Annotated in this window: 18 protein-coding genes; all 18 read left to right on the plus strand. The window is 40.7% G+C overall.

Annotated features, from left to right (window positions below):
- Positions 1-146: 146 nt before the first annotated feature.
- A complete protein-coding gene (locus tag CVV21_02385) occupies positions 147-1,178 on the plus strand; it encodes a hypothetical protein (protein ID PKL92625.1) in 1,032 nt (343 codons plus the stop codon).
- Positions 1,175-2,206 carry a hypothetical protein gene (locus CVV21_02390; protein ID PKL92626.1) on the plus strand — a complete coding sequence of 344 codons (1,032 nt, stop codon included), beginning with the start codon at positions 1,175-1,177 and terminating at the stop codon, positions 2,204-2,206. The genes CVV21_02385 and CVV21_02390 overlap by 4 nt, the downstream gene beginning before the upstream one ends.
- Positions 2,207-2,509: 303 nt before the next feature.
- A complete protein-coding gene (locus CVV21_02395; GenBank protein ID PKL92627.1) occupies positions 2,510-3,904 on the plus strand; it encodes a F0F1 ATP synthase subunit beta in 1,395 nt (464 codons plus the stop codon).
- A complete protein-coding gene (locus tag CVV21_02400) occupies positions 3,901-4,290 on the plus strand; it encodes a F0F1 ATP synthase subunit epsilon (GenBank protein ID PKL92628.1) in 390 nt (129 codons plus the stop codon). The genes CVV21_02395 and CVV21_02400 overlap by 4 nt, the downstream gene beginning before the upstream one ends.
- A gap of 1 nt (position 4,291) precedes the next feature.
- The gene (locus CVV21_02405) at positions 4,292-4,606 is read left to right on the plus strand and encodes a hypothetical protein (GenBank protein PKL92629.1); all 315 of its coding nucleotides are present in this window, start codon (positions 4,292-4,294) and stop codon (positions 4,604-4,606) included.
- 12 nt (positions 4,607-4,618) lie between these two features.
- Entirely contained in the window at positions 4,619-4,927 is a 309-nt protein-coding gene (locus tag CVV21_02410) for a hypothetical protein (GenBank protein PKL92630.1), read from the plus strand.
- Positions 4,911-5,582 carry a F0F1 ATP synthase subunit A gene (locus tag CVV21_02415; GenBank protein ID PKL92631.1) on the plus strand — a complete coding sequence of 224 codons (672 nt, stop codon included), beginning with the start codon at positions 4,911-4,913 and terminating at the stop codon, positions 5,580-5,582. Before CVV21_02410 ends, CVV21_02415 begins: the two co-directional genes overlap by 17 nt.
- Positions 5,583-5,603: 21 nt before the next feature.
- Complete coding sequence (gene atpE, locus CVV21_02420; GenBank protein ID PKL92632.1) at positions 5,604-5,882, plus strand: ATP synthase F0 subunit C; 279 nt, start codon at positions 5,604-5,606, stop codon at positions 5,880-5,882.
- A gap of 1 nt (position 5,883) precedes the next feature.
- On the plus strand, positions 5,884-6,666 hold the full coding sequence (locus CVV21_02425) for a hypothetical protein (protein ID PKL92633.1): 783 nt from the start codon (positions 5,884-5,886) through the stop codon (positions 6,664-6,666).
- Between the two features lie 31 nt (positions 6,667-6,697).
- Positions 6,698-8,215 carry a F0F1 ATP synthase subunit alpha gene (locus CVV21_02430; protein ID PKL92744.1) on the plus strand — a complete coding sequence of 506 codons (1,518 nt, stop codon included), beginning with the start codon at positions 6,698-6,700 and terminating at the stop codon, positions 8,213-8,215.
- Complete coding sequence (locus CVV21_02435) at positions 8,202-9,068, plus strand: F0F1 ATP synthase subunit gamma (GenBank protein PKL92634.1); 867 nt, start codon at positions 8,202-8,204, stop codon at positions 9,066-9,068. The genes CVV21_02430 and CVV21_02435 overlap by 14 nt, the downstream gene beginning before the upstream one ends.
- Positions 9,069-9,570: 502 nt before the next feature.
- On the plus strand, positions 9,571-9,750 hold the full coding sequence (locus CVV21_02440; GenBank protein PKL92635.1) for a hypothetical protein: 180 nt from the start codon (positions 9,571-9,573) through the stop codon (positions 9,748-9,750).
- A gap of 19 nt (positions 9,751-9,769) precedes the next feature.
- The gene (locus CVV21_02445) at positions 9,770-11,026 is read left to right on the plus strand and encodes a hypothetical protein (protein PKL92636.1); all 1,257 of its coding nucleotides are present in this window, start codon (positions 9,770-9,772) and stop codon (positions 11,024-11,026) included.
- 52 nt (positions 11,027-11,078) lie between these two features.
- The gene (locus CVV21_02450; protein PKL92637.1) at positions 11,079-12,401 is read left to right on the plus strand and encodes a hypothetical protein; all 1,323 of its coding nucleotides are present in this window, start codon (positions 11,079-11,081) and stop codon (positions 12,399-12,401) included.
- 186 nt (positions 12,402-12,587) lie between these two features.
- Positions 12,588-13,439: a hypothetical protein gene (locus tag CVV21_02455; GenBank protein ID PKL92638.1), complete on the plus strand. Its 852-nt coding sequence runs from the start codon at positions 12,588-12,590 to the stop codon at positions 13,437-13,439.
- A gap of 46 nt (positions 13,440-13,485) precedes the next feature.
- Positions 13,486-14,034, plus strand: coding sequence for a hypothetical protein (locus CVV21_02460; GenBank protein ID PKL92639.1), 549 nt, complete (start codon positions 13,486-13,488; stop codon positions 14,032-14,034).
- Between the two features lie 207 nt (positions 14,035-14,241).
- On the plus strand, positions 14,242-15,444 hold the full coding sequence (locus CVV21_02465; GenBank protein ID PKL92640.1) for a hypothetical protein: 1,203 nt from the start codon (positions 14,242-14,244) through the stop codon (positions 15,442-15,444).
- Positions 15,445-15,803: 359 nt separating this feature from the next.
- Positions 15,804-18,215 carry a hypothetical protein gene (locus CVV21_02470; protein ID PKL92641.1) on the plus strand — a complete coding sequence of 804 codons (2,412 nt, stop codon included), beginning with the start codon at positions 15,804-15,806 and terminating at the stop codon, positions 18,213-18,215.
- Positions 18,216-18,260: the final 45 nt, after the last annotated feature.

Below are 18,260 nucleotides of genomic sequence, written 5' to 3' on the forward strand. Positions count from 1 at the left end.
CATCGTTTTTTTTCTGTGGCCGCATATGGAAACATATTTTTATACATAGGCTTTTATTGTTAATCAATTGAAATCCCATGGGGGATATAATATAATGCACTCTGCTCCCGGATTATGAGGGTAAAAATGTGGTATTGGGGTAAAAGATGAAACGTGTGACAATGCAGGAAATTGCAAAGAGGGCAGGAGTTACAAAAGCCACTGTTTCCATGGCGGTAAATGGTTCCAAACGCATCGGGGAAGCAACCGGAAAAAAGATAATGGATATAGTCCGCGAGCTTAATTATATTCCGAATGAATCGGCAAGAAAGCTTGCCCTTGGCAGAAGCGGGGCAATTGCCGTAATAGCGCCAAGGTATAACGGCCCTTTTATGATGAGTGTCCTGAATGCTTTTGAAGAAAAAGCATTTGCCACGGGCAGATACCTTCACAGCATACAGGCGTATTCAACAATGCACAAAATTGATATCAGGGAAAAACTGCTTAAGCAGATTCTTTACGGCAGAAAGGCGGACGCGGTGGTGCTTATTTCCTTAAGGCCGGATGATGAAACCGTGGAGCTTTATAAAAAAGAAGGCATTCCAATGATACTTATGGAAAACAAGGTTAAAGGCGCGCATTCAATTAATATTGATAACGAAGCGGGTGTTTATAAAGCCGCGGATTACCTTATAAAAAAATACGGGAATAAAATAACATTTGTATCGTCTATGCCGGCACGGTCAAATGACGCGGAGCTTAACCCGGTGTATGACGCCCGTTTGAACGGCTTTAAAAGCGCCTTAAAAGACAACGGGATAAAATTCCGCAATGCTATGGTGGCATATACCCCCGGTTTTGAATACCATGAAGCGCCGGCAGCCTATAAAGAACTTAAAAAAAATAATGCCGGAATAAATTCAATATTGTGTTCAACGGGGGATAAAGTCGCGTTTGGAATTATAGAAGCGGTAAAGAAAGACGGGCTTAAGGTTCCCGCGGATATCGCGGTTATCGGCTTTGACGACCTTTTACCTCTTACGCTGTTGTCTTCCCCGAAGATTACCACGATAAGGCAGGATTTTGAGGAAATAGGCTGCGCCGCTTTTGATATGGTAATGGCGGCAATAAAGGATAAACCGGCAAAGGACATGAATGTTATAATAGAACCTGAATTAATAATAAGGGAGTCCGCGTGAAAAATATAACCATAAGGGACGTGGCAAAACTTGCAGGTGTTTCCCACGTTACAGTTTCCAATGTAATAAACGGGCGCGGCAGAATGTCCGCGGAGACCAAAGAAAAGGTTTTAAAAGCCGTTAAAAAACTTAAATTCTATCCTGATGTCATGGCAAGGACGCTTGCCGGCGGCAGGTCAAACAATATTGCCCTTATCAGTTCGTACCTGTCATCGCCGTTTGTAATAAATATCCTGTCAGGGGTGGAACGCAGGCAGGCGGAATTAAATAAGTTTGCCTACCGGCTGGAACATCACAGCACAAGAGGGGCGCTGTCGGTAAAAGAAGACCTGTTAAAAAGTATCCTTTACGGTAAGAAAGCGGATGCTGTTATTACCGTTACCGTAAAACCAAGCGCTGAACTTGTAAAAGAGTTTTCAAAAAGGGGGATGCCCCTTGTGATTATAGAAAACAAAGCCGCGGGCGCAAGTTCGGTAACTGTGGATAATTACAAAGGCGCTTTTATGGCAACGGAACACCTTATAAAATCCGGCAGAAAAAAACTTGCAATTGTTAACGGGCCGGTGGGTTCCAGTGTTTATGACGAAGAAGAAAACCCCGTGGTATCAGAGCGTTTAAAGGGTTTTAAAGACGCGCTGGAAGAATACAATTTAAAATATGATGACAAGATGTCCTATCACGTGGCTTTCTATAACAGGGAAGAAGGCGAAAAAGCCATGCAGCGTATTAATAATACCGGCACCAGGGTGAATGGGATTTTCTGCGCGGCAGGCGATACAACGGCTTTAGGGATAATATACCAGTGCAGGCAATATGGGATAAAAATCCCGCAGGACGTAGCGCTTGCCGGTTATGACGATATTTCAATAGCGGGGATTATGACGCCGCCTTTGACAACCATAAGGCAGCCGATGGCAGAAATGGGAAAAGCCGCGTTTGATATTGTGATGGCGGCAATGGAAGGAAAAGTTAAAAAACCGGCGGATATAGTGCTGCAGCCGGAGCTGATAAAAAGGGAAAGCGCATAGATAAATCTTAAACTATAAGCATAGAAGCAGATAAGCATAAGCGCAGGATATAAAGAAATTCTTTTGCTATAGCTTAACTGCTTAATATTTTAAAGTGTTATACTTTCGTTATTGCTTAAAGTTTAAACCGTCCCTCCGTACATCTGTCCCTCTGTCCCTCGGTTTTACCAAGCCTCCAAGCCTCCAAGCATCTAAGCCTCCAAGCCTCCAAGCCTCTTGTTTTGCCGGGTTTCATAAGATATACTATATTTACAAGGGAATTTATGGGGCGACTTCATCAGAAAATTACTCTTATTAGTTACATTGGGGGAGTTGATGGATGTTGAAGGATTAAAAAAGGGGACGGTTTATGCGGCAAGGGGAAGTGTTATTGATATTCGGTTTGCAGGAAATAAACTGCCTTTAATTAATAATCTTATATACTCGGGGGAAAATAATACTGTAATGCTTGAAGTGGCGGAGCATATAGACGAACAAACCGTCAGGTGCATCGCGCTTACTTCCGCATCCGGAATCGGCAGGGGAGATTCCGCGCATGATACGGGCGGGCCGGTTATGGTGCCGGTGGGAAATAAAGTATTGGGCAGAATGTTTGATATGTTTGGGAATGGTGCTGACAGGCTTGGGGCTGTAGACGCCGCGGAGAAAAGGTCAATTCACAGGACGCCGCCCTCTTTAAATGAAAGAAAAACAGGAAACGAGATTTTTGCTACAGGCATAAAAGCAATTGATTTATTAGCGCCAATTGAAAAAGGCGGCAAAGCCGGGTTGTTTGGGGGGGCGGGCGTCGGGAAAACAGTCCTTATAATGGAAATGATAAACAATACTGCCGTGAAACACGGCGGCATAAGTGTGTTCTGCGGTATCGGGGAAAGAAGCAGGGAAGGCGAGGAATTATACAGGCAGATAAAAGATGTGGGCGTGCTGGATAAAGCGCTTTTGGTTTTTGGGCAGATGAACGAACAGCCCGGTGCCAGGTTCCGCGTGGGGCATAGCGCGCTTACCATGGCGGAATATTTTCGGGATGACATGCAGACGGATGTGCTTATGCTTATAGATAATATTTTCCGCTTTGTGCAGGCTGGCGCGGAAGTGTCCGGCCTTATGGGGAAAATTCCGTCGCGCGTGGGGTATCAGCCGACGCTTGCCACCGAACTTGCGGAGATGGAAGAACGCATCTGTACCACAAGCCGCGGGGCTATTACTTCAATACAGGCGGTGTATGTGCCGGCGGATGATTTTACCGACCCTGCGGCCGTTCACACTTTCGGCCATCTAAGCTCCACAATTGTGCTTTCAAGAAAAATGGCGGCGCAGGGGCTTTATCCCGCCGTTGAACCGCTTCTGTCAAAATCAAAAATGTTAACCCCGCAGATTGCCGGTGAGCGCCATTATTCTGTCGCGGCAGAGGTGCGAAAAACCCTTTCTGAATATGAGGAGTTAAAGGACATAATTGCAATGCTGGGGATGGAAGAACTTTCAAAAGCCGATAAAAAAACCGTAATGCGGGCAAGGCGGCTTGAAAGGTTTTTAACGCAGCCGTTTTTTGTATCCGGCAAATATACCGGCAATGCCGGAAAAATTGTAGCGCTTGCCGATACTATTGACGGGTGCAGCAGGATATTAAATGACGAATTTGAAGCGGTGAATGAAAAAGCGCTGTATATGATTGGGGATATTTCGGAAGTGAAATTATGAAATTAAAAATTGTATCCCTTATGGAAAACTTTGAATTTGACGGGCTGGAAGCCGTTAATATTCCGGGTGAAAAAGGTAATTATACGATTTTGCCGCACCATATTGACTACACCGCGCTGGTATGCCCGGGGATACTTACATGCCGCGGCGCTGATAAAGGCGTAACAGATATGGCGGTGGATGAAGGGGTCCTTGTGAAAAAAGGGGATGATGTATTTATTTCCTGCAGGAACGCGGTAAAGGGCGTGTCAGGCGATCAAATAACCGCGCTTAAAGCTGTTGTCCATGAAAAATTTGAAGTAATTGATGAGGCAGAGAAAAAAACAAGGGAAATGATTTCACGGATGGAAAGCAGTTTTGTCAGGCGTTTTCTGGAGATGAAATAATATGAAAAGGGATAATGACTATAAAAAAGAATTTCAGACAAAAATAGAAAGTGAAATTGATAAAAAAGAGCAGGCAAAAAAAACCGGTTCAGAGGCCCTGTACTGGATAGGCATGATGGGTATTGTGGGATGGTCAGTCACAATTCCTCTGCTGGCGGGGATATTTCTGGGCAGATGGATAGATGAAAAATTCCCGGGGCAGTATTCGTTTACCTTAATGTTAATGTTTGCAGGGTTGGCGCTTGGCTGCTGGAACGCGTGGTATTGGGTGCAAAAAGCAAGCCGGAATAAAAAGGAAAAAGATAAAAGTAAATAAACGGAGGCGCGTATGAACAATATAATGCTTGTTGTGTCTGCGGCGGCGGGTGCGGTTACGGCGTGGATATATCTGATGCTGCTAAAAAGGACTGTTTTACAGATTACGTCCGGCAAATCATCAGCTGTTTTGATATTCGGATATTTTCTTCGGATAGCCATCTGTATTATTTGTTTTGCCGCGGTTTCGTGGGGTAATCACCTTGACAGGGTGCTTGCGTGTTTGGTGGGTTTCAGTGTTGTGCAGATTAGTTCAATAATCAGGGCGGGCAGACAGTCAGATTTCTTAAAAAGCGCGGGGAATTATGGAAATAAATCCTGACAATATGCAGATGTTCAGTATAGGAATTATAAAAATCAATGCCACTATTTTTTATACGTGGATTGTTATGGCTCTGCTGACACTATTTTCTATTATTATTACATCGCGCCTTTCAACCGGGGCAAAGATACCGCGGTGGCAGGGCGTGCTGGAAGTAATTGTATCTTTTGTAAACAATCAAATAAGGCAGGTGATAGGGCGCAACCCGCGGCCTTATACCGCTTTTCTTGGTACGCTGGGAATATTTATACTTGTGTGTAATGTGTTGGAAGTGGTGCCGCTGTACCATCCGCCCACGTCGTCGCTGTCCACCACAGCCGCGCTGGCTGTAAGCGTGTTTTTTGCTGTGCCGTTCTATGGGATATTAAAGAATGGGCTGTGGGCGCATATCAAGTCATATTTTCAGCCGTCATTTTTTATGCTGCCTTTCCATATTATAAGCGAGATTTCAAGGACAGTGTCCCTTGCGGTAAGGCTTTTTGGAAATATCATGAGCGAAAGTTTAATGATAGGCGTGTTTCTTTCGGTTGTGCCGCTATTTGTGCCGCTTGTTATGCAGGCCTTTGGGCTGGTAATAGGCGTGGTTCAGGCATATATTTTCTTTACTCTGGCAACTGTTTACATAGGGTCTTCCGTGTCAATACACGGGGAATAAAAAAATGAAAGGAGGGTCATAATGGACAATGCAACGATAGTGGCGGTAGTTTCAATCATTACGGCAGGGGCGACAATTACATTAGGGACAATGGTTCCCGCGTACGGCGAGATGAAAGCGCTGATAAAGGCGCTTGAATCAATTACGCAGCAGCCGGATGCTTCAAATGTGTTAAGCAGAAACCTTTTTGTGGGGCTTGCCATGATTGAATCGCTGGCAATTTACTGCCTTGTAATTTCAATAATTCTTATATTTACAAATCCGTTCTGGAATTTCATGACAACAGCCGGAGGAAAGTAGGATGCACTTTGACCTGTTTACATTCATTGCGCAGCTTATTAATTTCGCGTTGCTTGTATTTCTGCTTAATAAGTTTCTTTTTGGCAGGATTAAAGCCGCAATGGACGAAAGGGAAAAAAAGATAGCCGGCGACCTTGAAAAGGCGGGTATTCTAAGGGAAGAAGCGCAAAAATCCGCGGCGCTTGCGGCAGAAGAATTAAAATTGCTGGAAAGCCGCAGGCAGGAAATGCTGGATAATGCCCGCAAAAAAGCGCGTGAAGAAGCTGAAGAAATGAAAGCCGCAGCGCAGGGCGCGCAGCGGGAGCAGCAGAAAAAATGGCAGCAGGCATTTTCGGGAGAGCAGGAAAACTACTTAAGGATGCTTAAAGCGCATTCCGGTAAATTCGCGTGGAAGGTTTCTGAAAAGATGTTAAGGGAGCTGTCTGATGAAAAGATAAATGATAAAGCCGCGGAGATATTTTTAAAAAAACTGGAAGCGCTTGGCGGCGCGCAAACGGCGGAATTTAAAGCGGCGGTTAACAGGTCGGAAAAACCTGTGGTGGTTTCAAGTCCGTTTATTATAGATGCCGGTATTAAGGATAAAATTTCCGGTGTAATTGCAGCCAAGACAGGCAGCCAAAAAACAGTTATATATGAGCTTAACGAAGCTCTGGTCTGCGGTATTGAAGCCGGGGCTGAAGGGTATAAAATATCATGGGGCGGGGAGGAATATTTTTCCGGTATAGAAAAAGAAGTGATGGATGTTTTTAAAGATGGAAGCAAAAAAGGCGGATACGATGGATGAAAGTAAAAATATAAAAAGCACGCTTAATAATATGCTTGATTCCGTTTTTACAGAAGCGGAAAAGATAGCGGGTGAGAATTCCGCGTCACTTTTACTGGGAGAGACCGGAACAGTAATTTCCGTGGGCAGGGGTATCGCATCCGTAAAAGGGCTGTTTAATGTGAAATCAGATGAACTTATAAGTTTTCCGGGAGGGTATTACGGAACTGCTTTTAATCTGGAACCGGATTATGTGTTAGTGGTGCTTCTGTCAAAAAGCGATGATATTTCCGCGGGTATGCAGGTAAAAAGAACAGGCAAAACAGTAAGCGTGCCTGTGGGCGAAGCGCTGCTTGGCAGGGTGGTTGACCCGCTTGGCAGGCCGCTGGATAACGGTGCTGAAATAGCGGCCGAAAAATGGTACCCGTCGGAAAGGCCGTCGCCGGTTATTATGGACCGCGCGCCGGTAAATATGCCGCTGCAGACAGGTATTACAGCGGTGGATGCGCTGATACCAATAGGCAGGGGGCAAAGGGAGCTTATTATAGGCGACAGGCAGACAGGCAAGACTGCAGTTGCCGTGGACACAATAATAAATCAGCGCGGCAAGAATGTGATATGCGTGTACTGCTCTATCGGGCAGCAGAATTCAGCCGCGGCAAAGGTAATTGCATCACTTAGAGACGCCGGGGCAATGGATTACACTTTTATAGTTGTATCCGGAGGGGATGACCAGCCGGGAATGAATTTTCTGGCGCCGTATTCGGCGTGCTCTATGGCGGAATTTTTCATGGAGCAGGGAAAAGATGTACTGATAGTATTTGACGACTTAAGCAAACACGCCCGTTCTTACAGGGAAATTTCCCTGTTGCAAAGGCGCCCGCCCGCAAGGGAGGCCTTCCCGGGCGATATTTTTTACATTCATTCGCGGCTGCTTGAAAGGGCAACTCACCTGTCCGCGGAAAAAGGGGGCGGCTCGCTTACCGCGCTTCCTGTGGTGGAAACAGAGGCGCAGAATATTGCGGCGTATATCCCCACAAATCTTGTCTCCATAACAGATGGGCAGATATACCTGTCGCCTAAACTATTTCAGCAGTCGGTCCTGCCTGCCGTGGATGTGGGCAAGTCTGTATCACGCGTTGGCGGTGCGGCGCAGCTTCCGGCTTTCAGAAAAACAGCAGGCGACCTTAAACTTTCATATTCCCAGTTTGAAGAGCTTGAAATTTTTGAAAGGTTTTCAACCAAACTGGATGACCGGACAAAACAGTCGCTGCTGCGCGGCCACAGAATACGCGCCGTTTTAAAACAGCAGCAGAATAACCCCGTATCTGTTATGGGGCAGATAGCGCTTTTAACCGCAGTTAATAACGGGGTGTTTGATGAAATTGCCGAAAACGCCGTGCCGGCAGCCGCGGATATTGTAAGGCAAAAGGCAGAGGCGGAATTAAAAACAATCTCGGAGAAGATACTGGCAGGCAATGAAATCACTCCGGAAGATAATATTATAATTCTGAATACTGTAAAAAAACTAATTTCAGAAAGCACAGGTAAAAACAATGCAGTCTCCTGAGGAGGTAAAAAGAAAACTATCCGGGGCTGAATCTTTAAAGTCAATAGTGCGCACAATGAAGGTGCTTGCCGCGGTAAATGTCAGGCAGTATGAGAAGATGTCTGATGCTATTGACAGGTATAACGAAATTGTGGAAATGGGTTTCAGGGTGTTTTTGGGTAATGAAGAAAAAAATTATAATCCGGCGCCGGAAGAAGAAAACACCGGATATATTGTACTGGGTTCGGATATGGGCATGTGCGGAAGGTTTAATGACCAGATAGCAGCGTATGCTTTGGAAAAAACAGGTAATAATACAGATACAGTGATGGCGGTCGGCGACAAAGTTTCCGCCAAGCTGGAAGACGCAGGGGTTAAGCCGGCGGAAACTATTATTTATCCGGCAGTCCTGTCCGCGGGCATTGTGCCGCTTCTGCGGGAGATAATTCTTAAAATTGACGGGTGGCGGGAGACCAGAGGCATAAATTCCATAAGTGTATGCTATAACAAACCGGCAGATTCACTGTCGTACAATCCTGTTATGAAAAAGATTCTTCCCATGGAGCCGGAATATCTGGAGCAGTTAAGAAAAAAAGAATGGAAATCCCGCAGCCTTCCTATATATAAAGAAGATAGGGAGAAGTTATTCTCCGGCCTTGTTAAGAATTATATTTATGTAGCGCTATACAGGGCGTTTGTGGAATCGCTTGTAAGCGAAAACACGGCAAGGCTTATTTCCATGCAGGCGGCGGAAAAACATACCGCAGAACGCATAGAGGAGCTGACACTGGAATACAACATGGAACGCCAGGACGCCATCACCTCTGAAATCCTTGACATCATCGCCGGCGCAGAAGCGGTGGAAGGGAAGTAAAAAAAGCGATTTAAGCTATAAGCAGTTAAGCATAAGCGATAGCTATGATTTTGTAGTGGTTTATTTTTTTTCTTTGAATTTGTAGGGATAGCGCTCCCGCGCTGTCCGCGTATTTGATTTGTCCTGGTAGACGCGGGTCTTCAGCCCGCGGCAGTTGGTTTGTATTTAATGTTTGTATTTATATTTATATTTATATTTGTATTTGTATTTGTATTGGTATTGGTATTGGTATTGGTAGACGCGGGTCTTCAGCCCGCGGTAGTTGATTTGTATTTAATGTTTGTATTTGCCATGGTAGGCGAACCCTTTAGGGTGCGGCAGTTGTTCTTGAACGGTCTGCCTTGTCGCCGTTCTTCCGTCCCTCGGTTCTACTGACCTTCCAAGCCTCTAACCATCCAAGCCTCCAAGCATCTCTCAAGATAAAAATTCCCTTGCCAAACCTCCGCCACAGCCATATAATACCAATTGTGGCAGGGGTAATATAAAAGGAAGCGGAGGGAAGATGGAATTGGGAGCAAAAAATCGTTTTTCGTTTCTGCCTGTTATCAACAACAACTTCCCTAAAACTATGTTAAGTTTTGCCTATTTCGCGAATTTATATTCAAATTCCAAACGCAAGGGTATGGATAATAACGAGTTTTTTGTTCTGATTTCAAGGTCTGGTATGAGATTATTATTTTGAATTAGGGAGGTTTTTGCGAATGGCTAAAAATATTTCTTTTATAAGTATGCTGCGAGTAGTTGTTCGATTACATTCTAAAGGTATTGTCTGCGCGTTTTTATTAATTTCAGTATCAACTATGGTATGCATTTCCTGTTCCAGACACTTAAGCCCGCCTGCTATTTCAACATCTCCGGTAACGCAGGTTCCAACTGCGGCTATTTCGGGTACTGTCTCTGCTGCGGCTTCTCATACTTTTACAAATACAGATACACCTGTTGTTTTTTACACAAATACAGAAACAAGTACGTTTACAATGACAGATACATTTACACCAACTCGAACGGCAACAAATACCAAAACTCCTATTCCAACACTGTCTTCGGCGCAGATAATAGCCACGCAGACTGTAGTTGCGGAAATGGTGGCAGTCCCCGGGGGTACGTTTACGCAGGCGGATTCATATGGAAATTACAGTTTCGTTCACACAATTTCACCATTTAAGATTGCAAAATATGAACTTACTTATGATCTTTGGTATAAAGTGTATGATTGGTCCAGACAATCGGGTAATTATGTATATGCAAGTAATTACAGTGTCAGTGAAGGTTTTATAGGAACAACTAAACAACCGACCAACGCGAGATTTCAACCGGCTTATGGCATGTCCTGGTATGATGCAATCATTTGGTGTAATGCTTATAGTGAACTGGCAGGATTGACACCTGTTTACTATAAAGATCCTGCATTTCTTATTCCGCATAATGTTTCAAAGATAATATATCCACCAGATATTGATCCAACTCCCGGGAGTATTGATTATCCGTATGTGAAATGGGATGCAAATGGATATAGGTTACCTACATATGGAGAATGGCAATACGCGGCAAGGTATATTGACGGAACCAGTTGGCTTCCAACCAATTACGCAAGTGGAGCGGCGGATTTTGAATATAACAGTTATGCAACAATGGCTGTTGCGTGGTGCGTGGAAAATTCAGATTATTATACGCATATTGTAGGTTTGTTGATCCCAAATGCACTGGGGATTTATGATATGTCCGGAAATGTTTCAGAGTGGTGTTGGGATTGGGGTAATACTTATTTCCCGAATACGCCGAAAGTAAATTACAGGGGACCGGATGTCTGTAGCCTGATAAATCCGGGACGAATAATAGCGGGTTCTTATTTTACTATCAGTTCTTTTGATTCCGGTGTTCATTATCTCAGTTGGAGTGATTTATTCTATGGGAACATGGGTGGTGCAGTAACAATAAGACTTGTCAGATCAAACTGACGGTGTTTTTTACTTTTAAATCGCGTTTCTAACATATAAAAGGGGTGTTTTGATGAGAGTGGCTGCAATCATACCGGTTTTGATAGTATTAATAGAGGGATGTACTGCTCACAGAGCGCCGTCACCTGTCACTGCGGTGGTGATTCCTGCTGAAAGTGTTACAGTTACCGCGACATATACTTTGACAGCAGTAAGCACGCATACGCCTGCGGCTTCTATCAGCCCGACACATACCCCCGCTGCCACTGCCACTGCCACTGCTACTCCGGGATGTTTTGTTGTCACGTTTGCCGATCCTAATTTAGAACAACTTATTAGAGCGAAGATTGCTAAGTATAGTGGAGACATATATAACTGTGATCTGGCAGGGATTTATGAAATTGATGTGGTTTTTGAAATTTATGATTTATCGGGTTTGGAATATTGTACAAATGTAAAATATTTAGATCTTGACTTTTTTAAGGGGAATACTTTAGCGCAGTTGGCTACTATGAAGCAATTAGTAAATATACACATTCACGGCAAAGGTCAGGTGATAGATATAACGTCATTAAGTGAATGCACGATTTTATCAACGTTAAAACTAATAAACGTTGACATATCCGGCACTGTAAGTTCAATTAGTAATTTGTTTAATCTGGTGGTTTTAGATCTTGATTCTGAGTCTTTACCAAATCTTTCGGCTTTATCAGCGCTTACAAAACTTGTATATCTAAGTGTTTCTGCCTCGAATTTAAGTGATATTTCGGCCATTTCGGGATTAACGAATGTAGAGTATTTGGATATTGTTGCCGGCGGAATTACTTCTTTATCCGTTTTAAGCGGATTAGATTTACGTGAATTTTCATTTACTCATCTCCCAAGATACATAAGAAGGTCAATAGTATCAGATCTTTCGCCTTTTGCAGGCATGACAAATCTGGAGATTTTTAGAGTGTCGGGTGCTGAAATTACCGATATTTCTCCTTTGTCTAATTGTACGTCTTTGATTAATCTTACTATTAATGATACGCTTATTACCAACCTTAACGCGTTATCTGCTTTGTCAAATCTTCAAGATGTTACTCTTTGGGAAAATATAAATCTTGATGATATAAGCGGCCTTGCAAATTCTAAAAGTATTTCCGACCTTTCTATTATTGGTTCGAAAGTATCAGATATAAGTGCTATATCTACTATGTCTTGTTTATTTTCGATTGACCTGCCTAATAATATGATAACGGACATACATCCCATTGTGTTAAATGCGCAGGATAGTTCGTGTGGACAGAGTCCTTATAGTATTTTCTTGACAGGCAATCCGCTAAGTGCCGCGGCATTAGCAGACATAGAATTGCTTGAAAATACTTACGGGGTAAGTGTCATGTATGAATAAAAACGGTGGCAGACATTGGAAGTAAAATGTCTGCTTGATATTGTTTCCCAAATTGCACTCTAGCTCTTTGTGGGGTAGGTAAAACATATAATTAGGAAAAAGGCATAAGTCTGTCAGGCGGAAATGGGTTATTAATTATTTATTTCAACTTTAAAGATTTGGTATGGGCACTTTAATACTATATTTATGCGGGAGGCTGATATGCGGCTGAATCGTTATTTTTTTGTTATGTTTTTTGTGTTTATATTTGTTATTTCCGCGCAGTCAAAAGATGCTGCTTATTATATGAAAGCGGGAATAGAAAGGGATGGTTCAGGAGATGATAGAGGAGCTTTAAAAAATTATAATCAGGTTATTAAATTAGATCCTTCAAATGCAAAGGCGTATTCGTACCGCGGTGTAATTGAAGAAAGAGCCGGCAAGTTAAAAGAAGCGCTTATTGATTTTGATAAAGCGGTGGCTTTAGATCCTGATTTTGCGGATGCACATTTTAACAGGGGTGTAGTATTAGATAAACTTAAGCAATATGAAAAGGCCTTAAAAGCATATGATAAAGCAATAGAATTAGAACCCAAAATGGCATCTGCATACTTTAACCGTGGAAATGTAAAAGTTTCTATTAATAACCTTAAATCAGCAATAAAAGATTACAGCATGGCAATACAAATTAATCCCAAATATATCGGCGCATATTATAACAGAGGCAGTGCCAGAGATAAAAATGGAGAGTTAAAATTGGCTTTGGCAGATTTTGATGAGATACTTAAATTAAATGAAAATATAGCAGAAGCATATGTTAAACGCGGAAAAATCAAAATGAAACTAAACGACTATAACGGAGCAGTTGATGATTTTAGTGTTTTGATAACAGGTTATCAGGGGCCGCCTGATGAGTATATTTCTGAATTGTACTTTCTTCGCGGTTTTTGTTTTGAGAAACTGGCTAAATATAAAAATGCAATACGCGATTTTGAACTGTCAGCGGAATTTGGTTCGGCAGATGCAAAAGAACATCTGGTCAATTTAAAAGGGAAGTAAAACGTGTCTTAACTCTTGCATGGCAGGGTGAAAACGTAACAGGAGAATGATGGCGAATAAAAAGCGGATTTCTGCGGATAAAACTAAAAAGAGAGCAAAAAAAGCAGATAAAACGAAGGCAAAAAAGGCCATACCCGCGGTTAAACCGCCGGGGCAAAACCGCGGCGTTGCCATAAAGAAAACGCCTGTTTTGCTTGTAATACTTTTTCAGTTAATTACTCTTGGTATTTATTATCCTATATGGTTTTTGCGCAGGATGAAAAGTTTTAATAAAATGGCAAAAATTACAGGGGAAGTGGAAATATCCAAAGCGGCGCTAGTCTTTGCACTGGTTCTTGAAATTTTATCTGCGGTTGCGGTGCTATTTGGTTCACGTGCGGGTATTTTTTCACTTATTACATTTATTTTGCTCACAGTTCAGGCTTTTAGAAGCAGAAGGATTATGGTTTCGTACCAGAAGATGCATAAAATAAAACTGGTAATGCCGGGTTTAGCGGTATTTTTTATTTCACCGTATTATCTGCAGTATGAGATTAACAGATTGAATATTAAGATAGGGACAAGGCGTAAAAAAAATACCCGTATCAGATCATAGGATAAGAAAGCATAAATTTTATTGTGTAATATTTTATTCCGAACTGCAGTTTCGTTCTTTGTGTGGCAGGGTAAAACATATAATAATAAAATGGCATAAGCCTGTCAGACGGAAATTATCTTCCGGGACGGTTTTACTTTCTGGTTTCAAGATCCGGTACGGGTTATTATATTGCTGTTATGAAAATCGAGATACAGGAGGGTATGAATGAAGAATATTTTAATAACGTTTATATTTTTGGTTATGGGCATTATTCCTGCCATTGCTTTGGAAAAACCGAATAATTCCAAGGCTGTAGATGAAAAGATGGAAAAGATAAGGACGATGGAAGATAAAACGATTCAAATGAAACTCGGCAGGTCATATATCGCAGAACTGGATGGTATGATTCAAAAAGACGCCAAAAATCCTGAACTTTTCTATAAAAAAGGAAATGTTTATTTTTATATAGAGGATGATGCAAACGCCATAAAGTTCTTTTCCGAGGCCATTTCTCTGTCTCCTGCGGTTTCTGTTTATCACTTTAAAAAAGGAATATCACTGTATTATCTTAGGGACATTGACGGTTCCATAAAAGAGTTAAAAACATCAGCTGAGTTGGATAAGAAGTGCGAAGAATGTTTTTATGAGTTGGGCTGCAGATACTCTGAAAAAGATGATTTTGCGAACGCTGAAGCGGCTTTTAAATCGGCGCTCAGGATAAATCCGGAATTTCCGGATGCTATGTCGAAGCTTGGCGGATTATATGCGGAAAAGAGAATGTATGAAAAAGCACTTCCGTTTTTCAGGGAAATAGTTAAACGCAGGCCTGAAAATGTAAGTGATTTATATAACCTGGGGGTGGTACTGCAGCAGCTAAGGAATAATAAAGAGGCAGCAGACTGTTTTTCGGCTGTTGTCAAGAAAAACAAAGAAGACTGGCAGGCGATAGCAAAACTTTTACAGATAAGCCAGTCAGCTGACCGCGATGAAGAAGTGAATAAATATATGAAAATGCTTTTTGCGCTATATAGGGCGGGAAAAGTAGGTAAGGATTCATTTTGCAGGGAACAAATATGGGCTGGTGATGTACAGATAGTAGTTATGCAGGCCTTTGAGTTAAAAGGCGAATTTGCCAAACCGTATGTATTTCTTTTGACCGACTCTAAGACAGGCAGGACGCTTTATGAACTTAGTCTGGAGTCGTTTGAAGCAGACACGCAGATTGCCAGAGAGACCGGACAGATAAAAAAAGATGAGAGGGTATATACGTATGATTATCATGATACTTCTGACGGTGATTTTCACGGTACTCTTGGGATAGTGAACAAAAAACCGGAATATAAGAAATTAAGGAAAATTATGCTTGGATTTGTTGATAGCAAAAATAAAGGAACACTTAAATTTGTAAGTTCTACCGTTACAAAATGAATTTAACAGGATTGACCCCGAGCTGCTGCTTTTAATAAAAAATACCATTGCCAAATACCTGTTATCGCCATATAATACCAATTGTGGAAGGGGTAATATAAAAGGAATCGGAGGGAAGATGGAATTGGGAGCAAAAATCGTTTTTCGTTTCTGCCTGTTATCAACAACAACTTCACAATAACTTTGTTTATTTTTGCCTATTTTGCGAATCTAAATTCGATTTCCAAAAGCAAAGTTATGAATAATTACTTGGTTTTACTTTCTACTTTCAAGGTCCGGCACGGGTTATTATTCATAAATTATGTAAGTTGTAATAGTAAATAGTTTATATAAAATGGTTTTGTATGGAGGCGGAGTATATGAGTAACGAAGATTTATTCTGGGAGTTTTATCGTGCGTCTGGAGAAAATGAAATTCATAATATTCTTGAAAAACACGATTTAATGAATAACAATTCTTTTTGGTTTCCATATGGGGGTAAGACGATTGATGATAGAAATAATTTTGGTACGTTTGAAAGTCAGCAAGCAAATCCGATACCCGCTTTAATAGAAAAAATTACAAATTCTATTGACTCGCTATTGATGTTAAAATGCATAGAAAATGGTGTTGATCCGAAAAGTAAACTAGCTCCTAAGACAATGGAAGAGGCGATAGAAAAATATTTTAACATAAAAGATGGCGATTTTAGTGAGATAGGTAGAAATGTTAGGCGAAATATAGCTGAAGAAATACAAGTGATAGCTACTGGTGACAAACAAAGTCCTGACATTACTGTATATGATTGCGGCGAAGGTCAGTTACCAGAGAAGTTTAAAGATACATTTGTTTCGTTGTTGAAAGGAAATAAGAATGATGTACCATTTGTTCAAGGTAAATATAATATGGGTTCAACTGGAGCGGTAATTTTCTGTGGTAATAAGAAATATCAATTGATTGGGTCGAAATTAAATAAAACTATTGGTAGTTCTGAAAGTCCATTTGGATTTACATTAGTGCGTAGGCATCCATTAACGGAAGAAGAAGAAAGCAAATATAAAAGTAGTTGGTATGAATATTTGGTTATTGAAAATGAAATACCAAGCTTTAATTGTGGCGAACTTGATTTAGGTCTGTATAATAGAAAATTCGAGTGTGGTTCAATTATTAAAATGTTTTCATATGGATTGCCAAGAGGGGCTCGTTCATCTGTGGTATGGGATTTGTGGAGAGAATTGAATCAGTTTCTATATCATCCAGCACTGCCGTTTCTTGTTTATGAAAAAAGAGGATATGATAATAAAACTCCGTCAAAACTAGTTCTTGGTAATAAGATCCGGTTAATTCTTGATGAAAGAGACAAAAAAGAAAAAACGATAACTACAAAAATCATTGATGAAAGATTTGGTGAAATTCCAATAGAAGTTCATGTGTTTAAAAATGATGTGAATCAAACTGAGTTTATCAACGGCAAAGCATTGATTTTTACTGTAAATGGACAGGTTCAGGGTTATGAAAAAAGAAACTTTATTTCAAGTGAGTTAAATTTCCCTATGTTGAAAGATCATATGCTTGTTAGGGTTGATTGTACAAATATAAGGACTTCTATACGAACGGATTTATTTAAGTCTTCTAGAGATAGATTGAATGAAAGTGTTTTAACGGAAGAATTTCTTGATAAAATTATAAATGTTTTAAAAGGCAATGAAGAATTAAGGAAAATTAACCAGGAAAGAAAGAATTCTATTTTACGACAAAATGCAGATGATAAGAAGTTATTTGAAGATATTATAACAAGAATGCCTCTGCAAAATGATTTTATTAAAATGTTTACACAGTCAAATGATTTTAATTTTGATCTTAAAAATATAAATAAGAAACATGATAGGACTGATTCGTCTGATGGAAGTGAGAAAACTAAAAAGCCGATTGAGTCGAAAAGATTTCCTTCGATTTTCAAAGTTCAATTAAAAGATAATAACAATAAAGATAAAATTAAGACAATACCCATAAACGGAAAAGGTGTTATCAATTTTGAAACCGATGTTGAAGATGAGTATTTGTTTAGGCCTAAAGATAAAGGCGAACTAAGAATTGGAATATTAAATTATAAAAGCAATAATGCCGACGGTGGAACGGAAGCAAAGCCAACCAAGATTGAAGAACTATTGGATGTCACTCTTAGCGGACCAACGGATAATGCAATTAAAGCGACTTTTGAACCTAAGGCGAAATTAAATGTTGGTGATGAAATTCAAATAAGCACTACGCTAACATCTCCTTCGGGGGATTTGGAATGTATTTTCTACATTAAAATTATAGATCCTCAGAATTTGCAAGATAATAATTCAAAGAATAAAGACAAAGAAAGTCTTAACCTACCTTTGCCAATAAAAGTATTTGAAAACAAAGACAAAGACGATGATAGGACGTGGAGTGATTATGGTTGGGATGGCAATGATATTGTAAAGATAATAACTGATAATGAAAATAAAGAAAAAAAATTGATTGAGGGTATAGCGATAAATATGGACAGTTTTGTAATCAAAAGATATATTTCTAAAAATAAAGTTATTACTTCAAGTGATCTGGTATTAACAAAGAATAGATACTTCCTTTCTGTTTATTGGCATAGTATTTTTCTGTTTAAATTTCTTGAGAATATTTTTAAAGCCGAAGAATATCAAGAATTACCAGAAGATGTTGAGGAGATAGTAGCGCAATTGATGCAGTTTTATTCAGAATTTTTATTATCTTTTGGTATGTTAGGAGAGAGTTTAAATCAGGATTAATTAATATGGAATCTAAATAAGGAACAGAAAGATAAATTGACAGTA

This window comes from Candidatus Goldiibacteriota bacterium HGW-Goldbacteria-1, from assembly GCA_002839855.1.
Lineage (GTDB): Bacteria > Oederibacteriota > PGYV01 > PGYV01 > PGYV01 > PGYV01.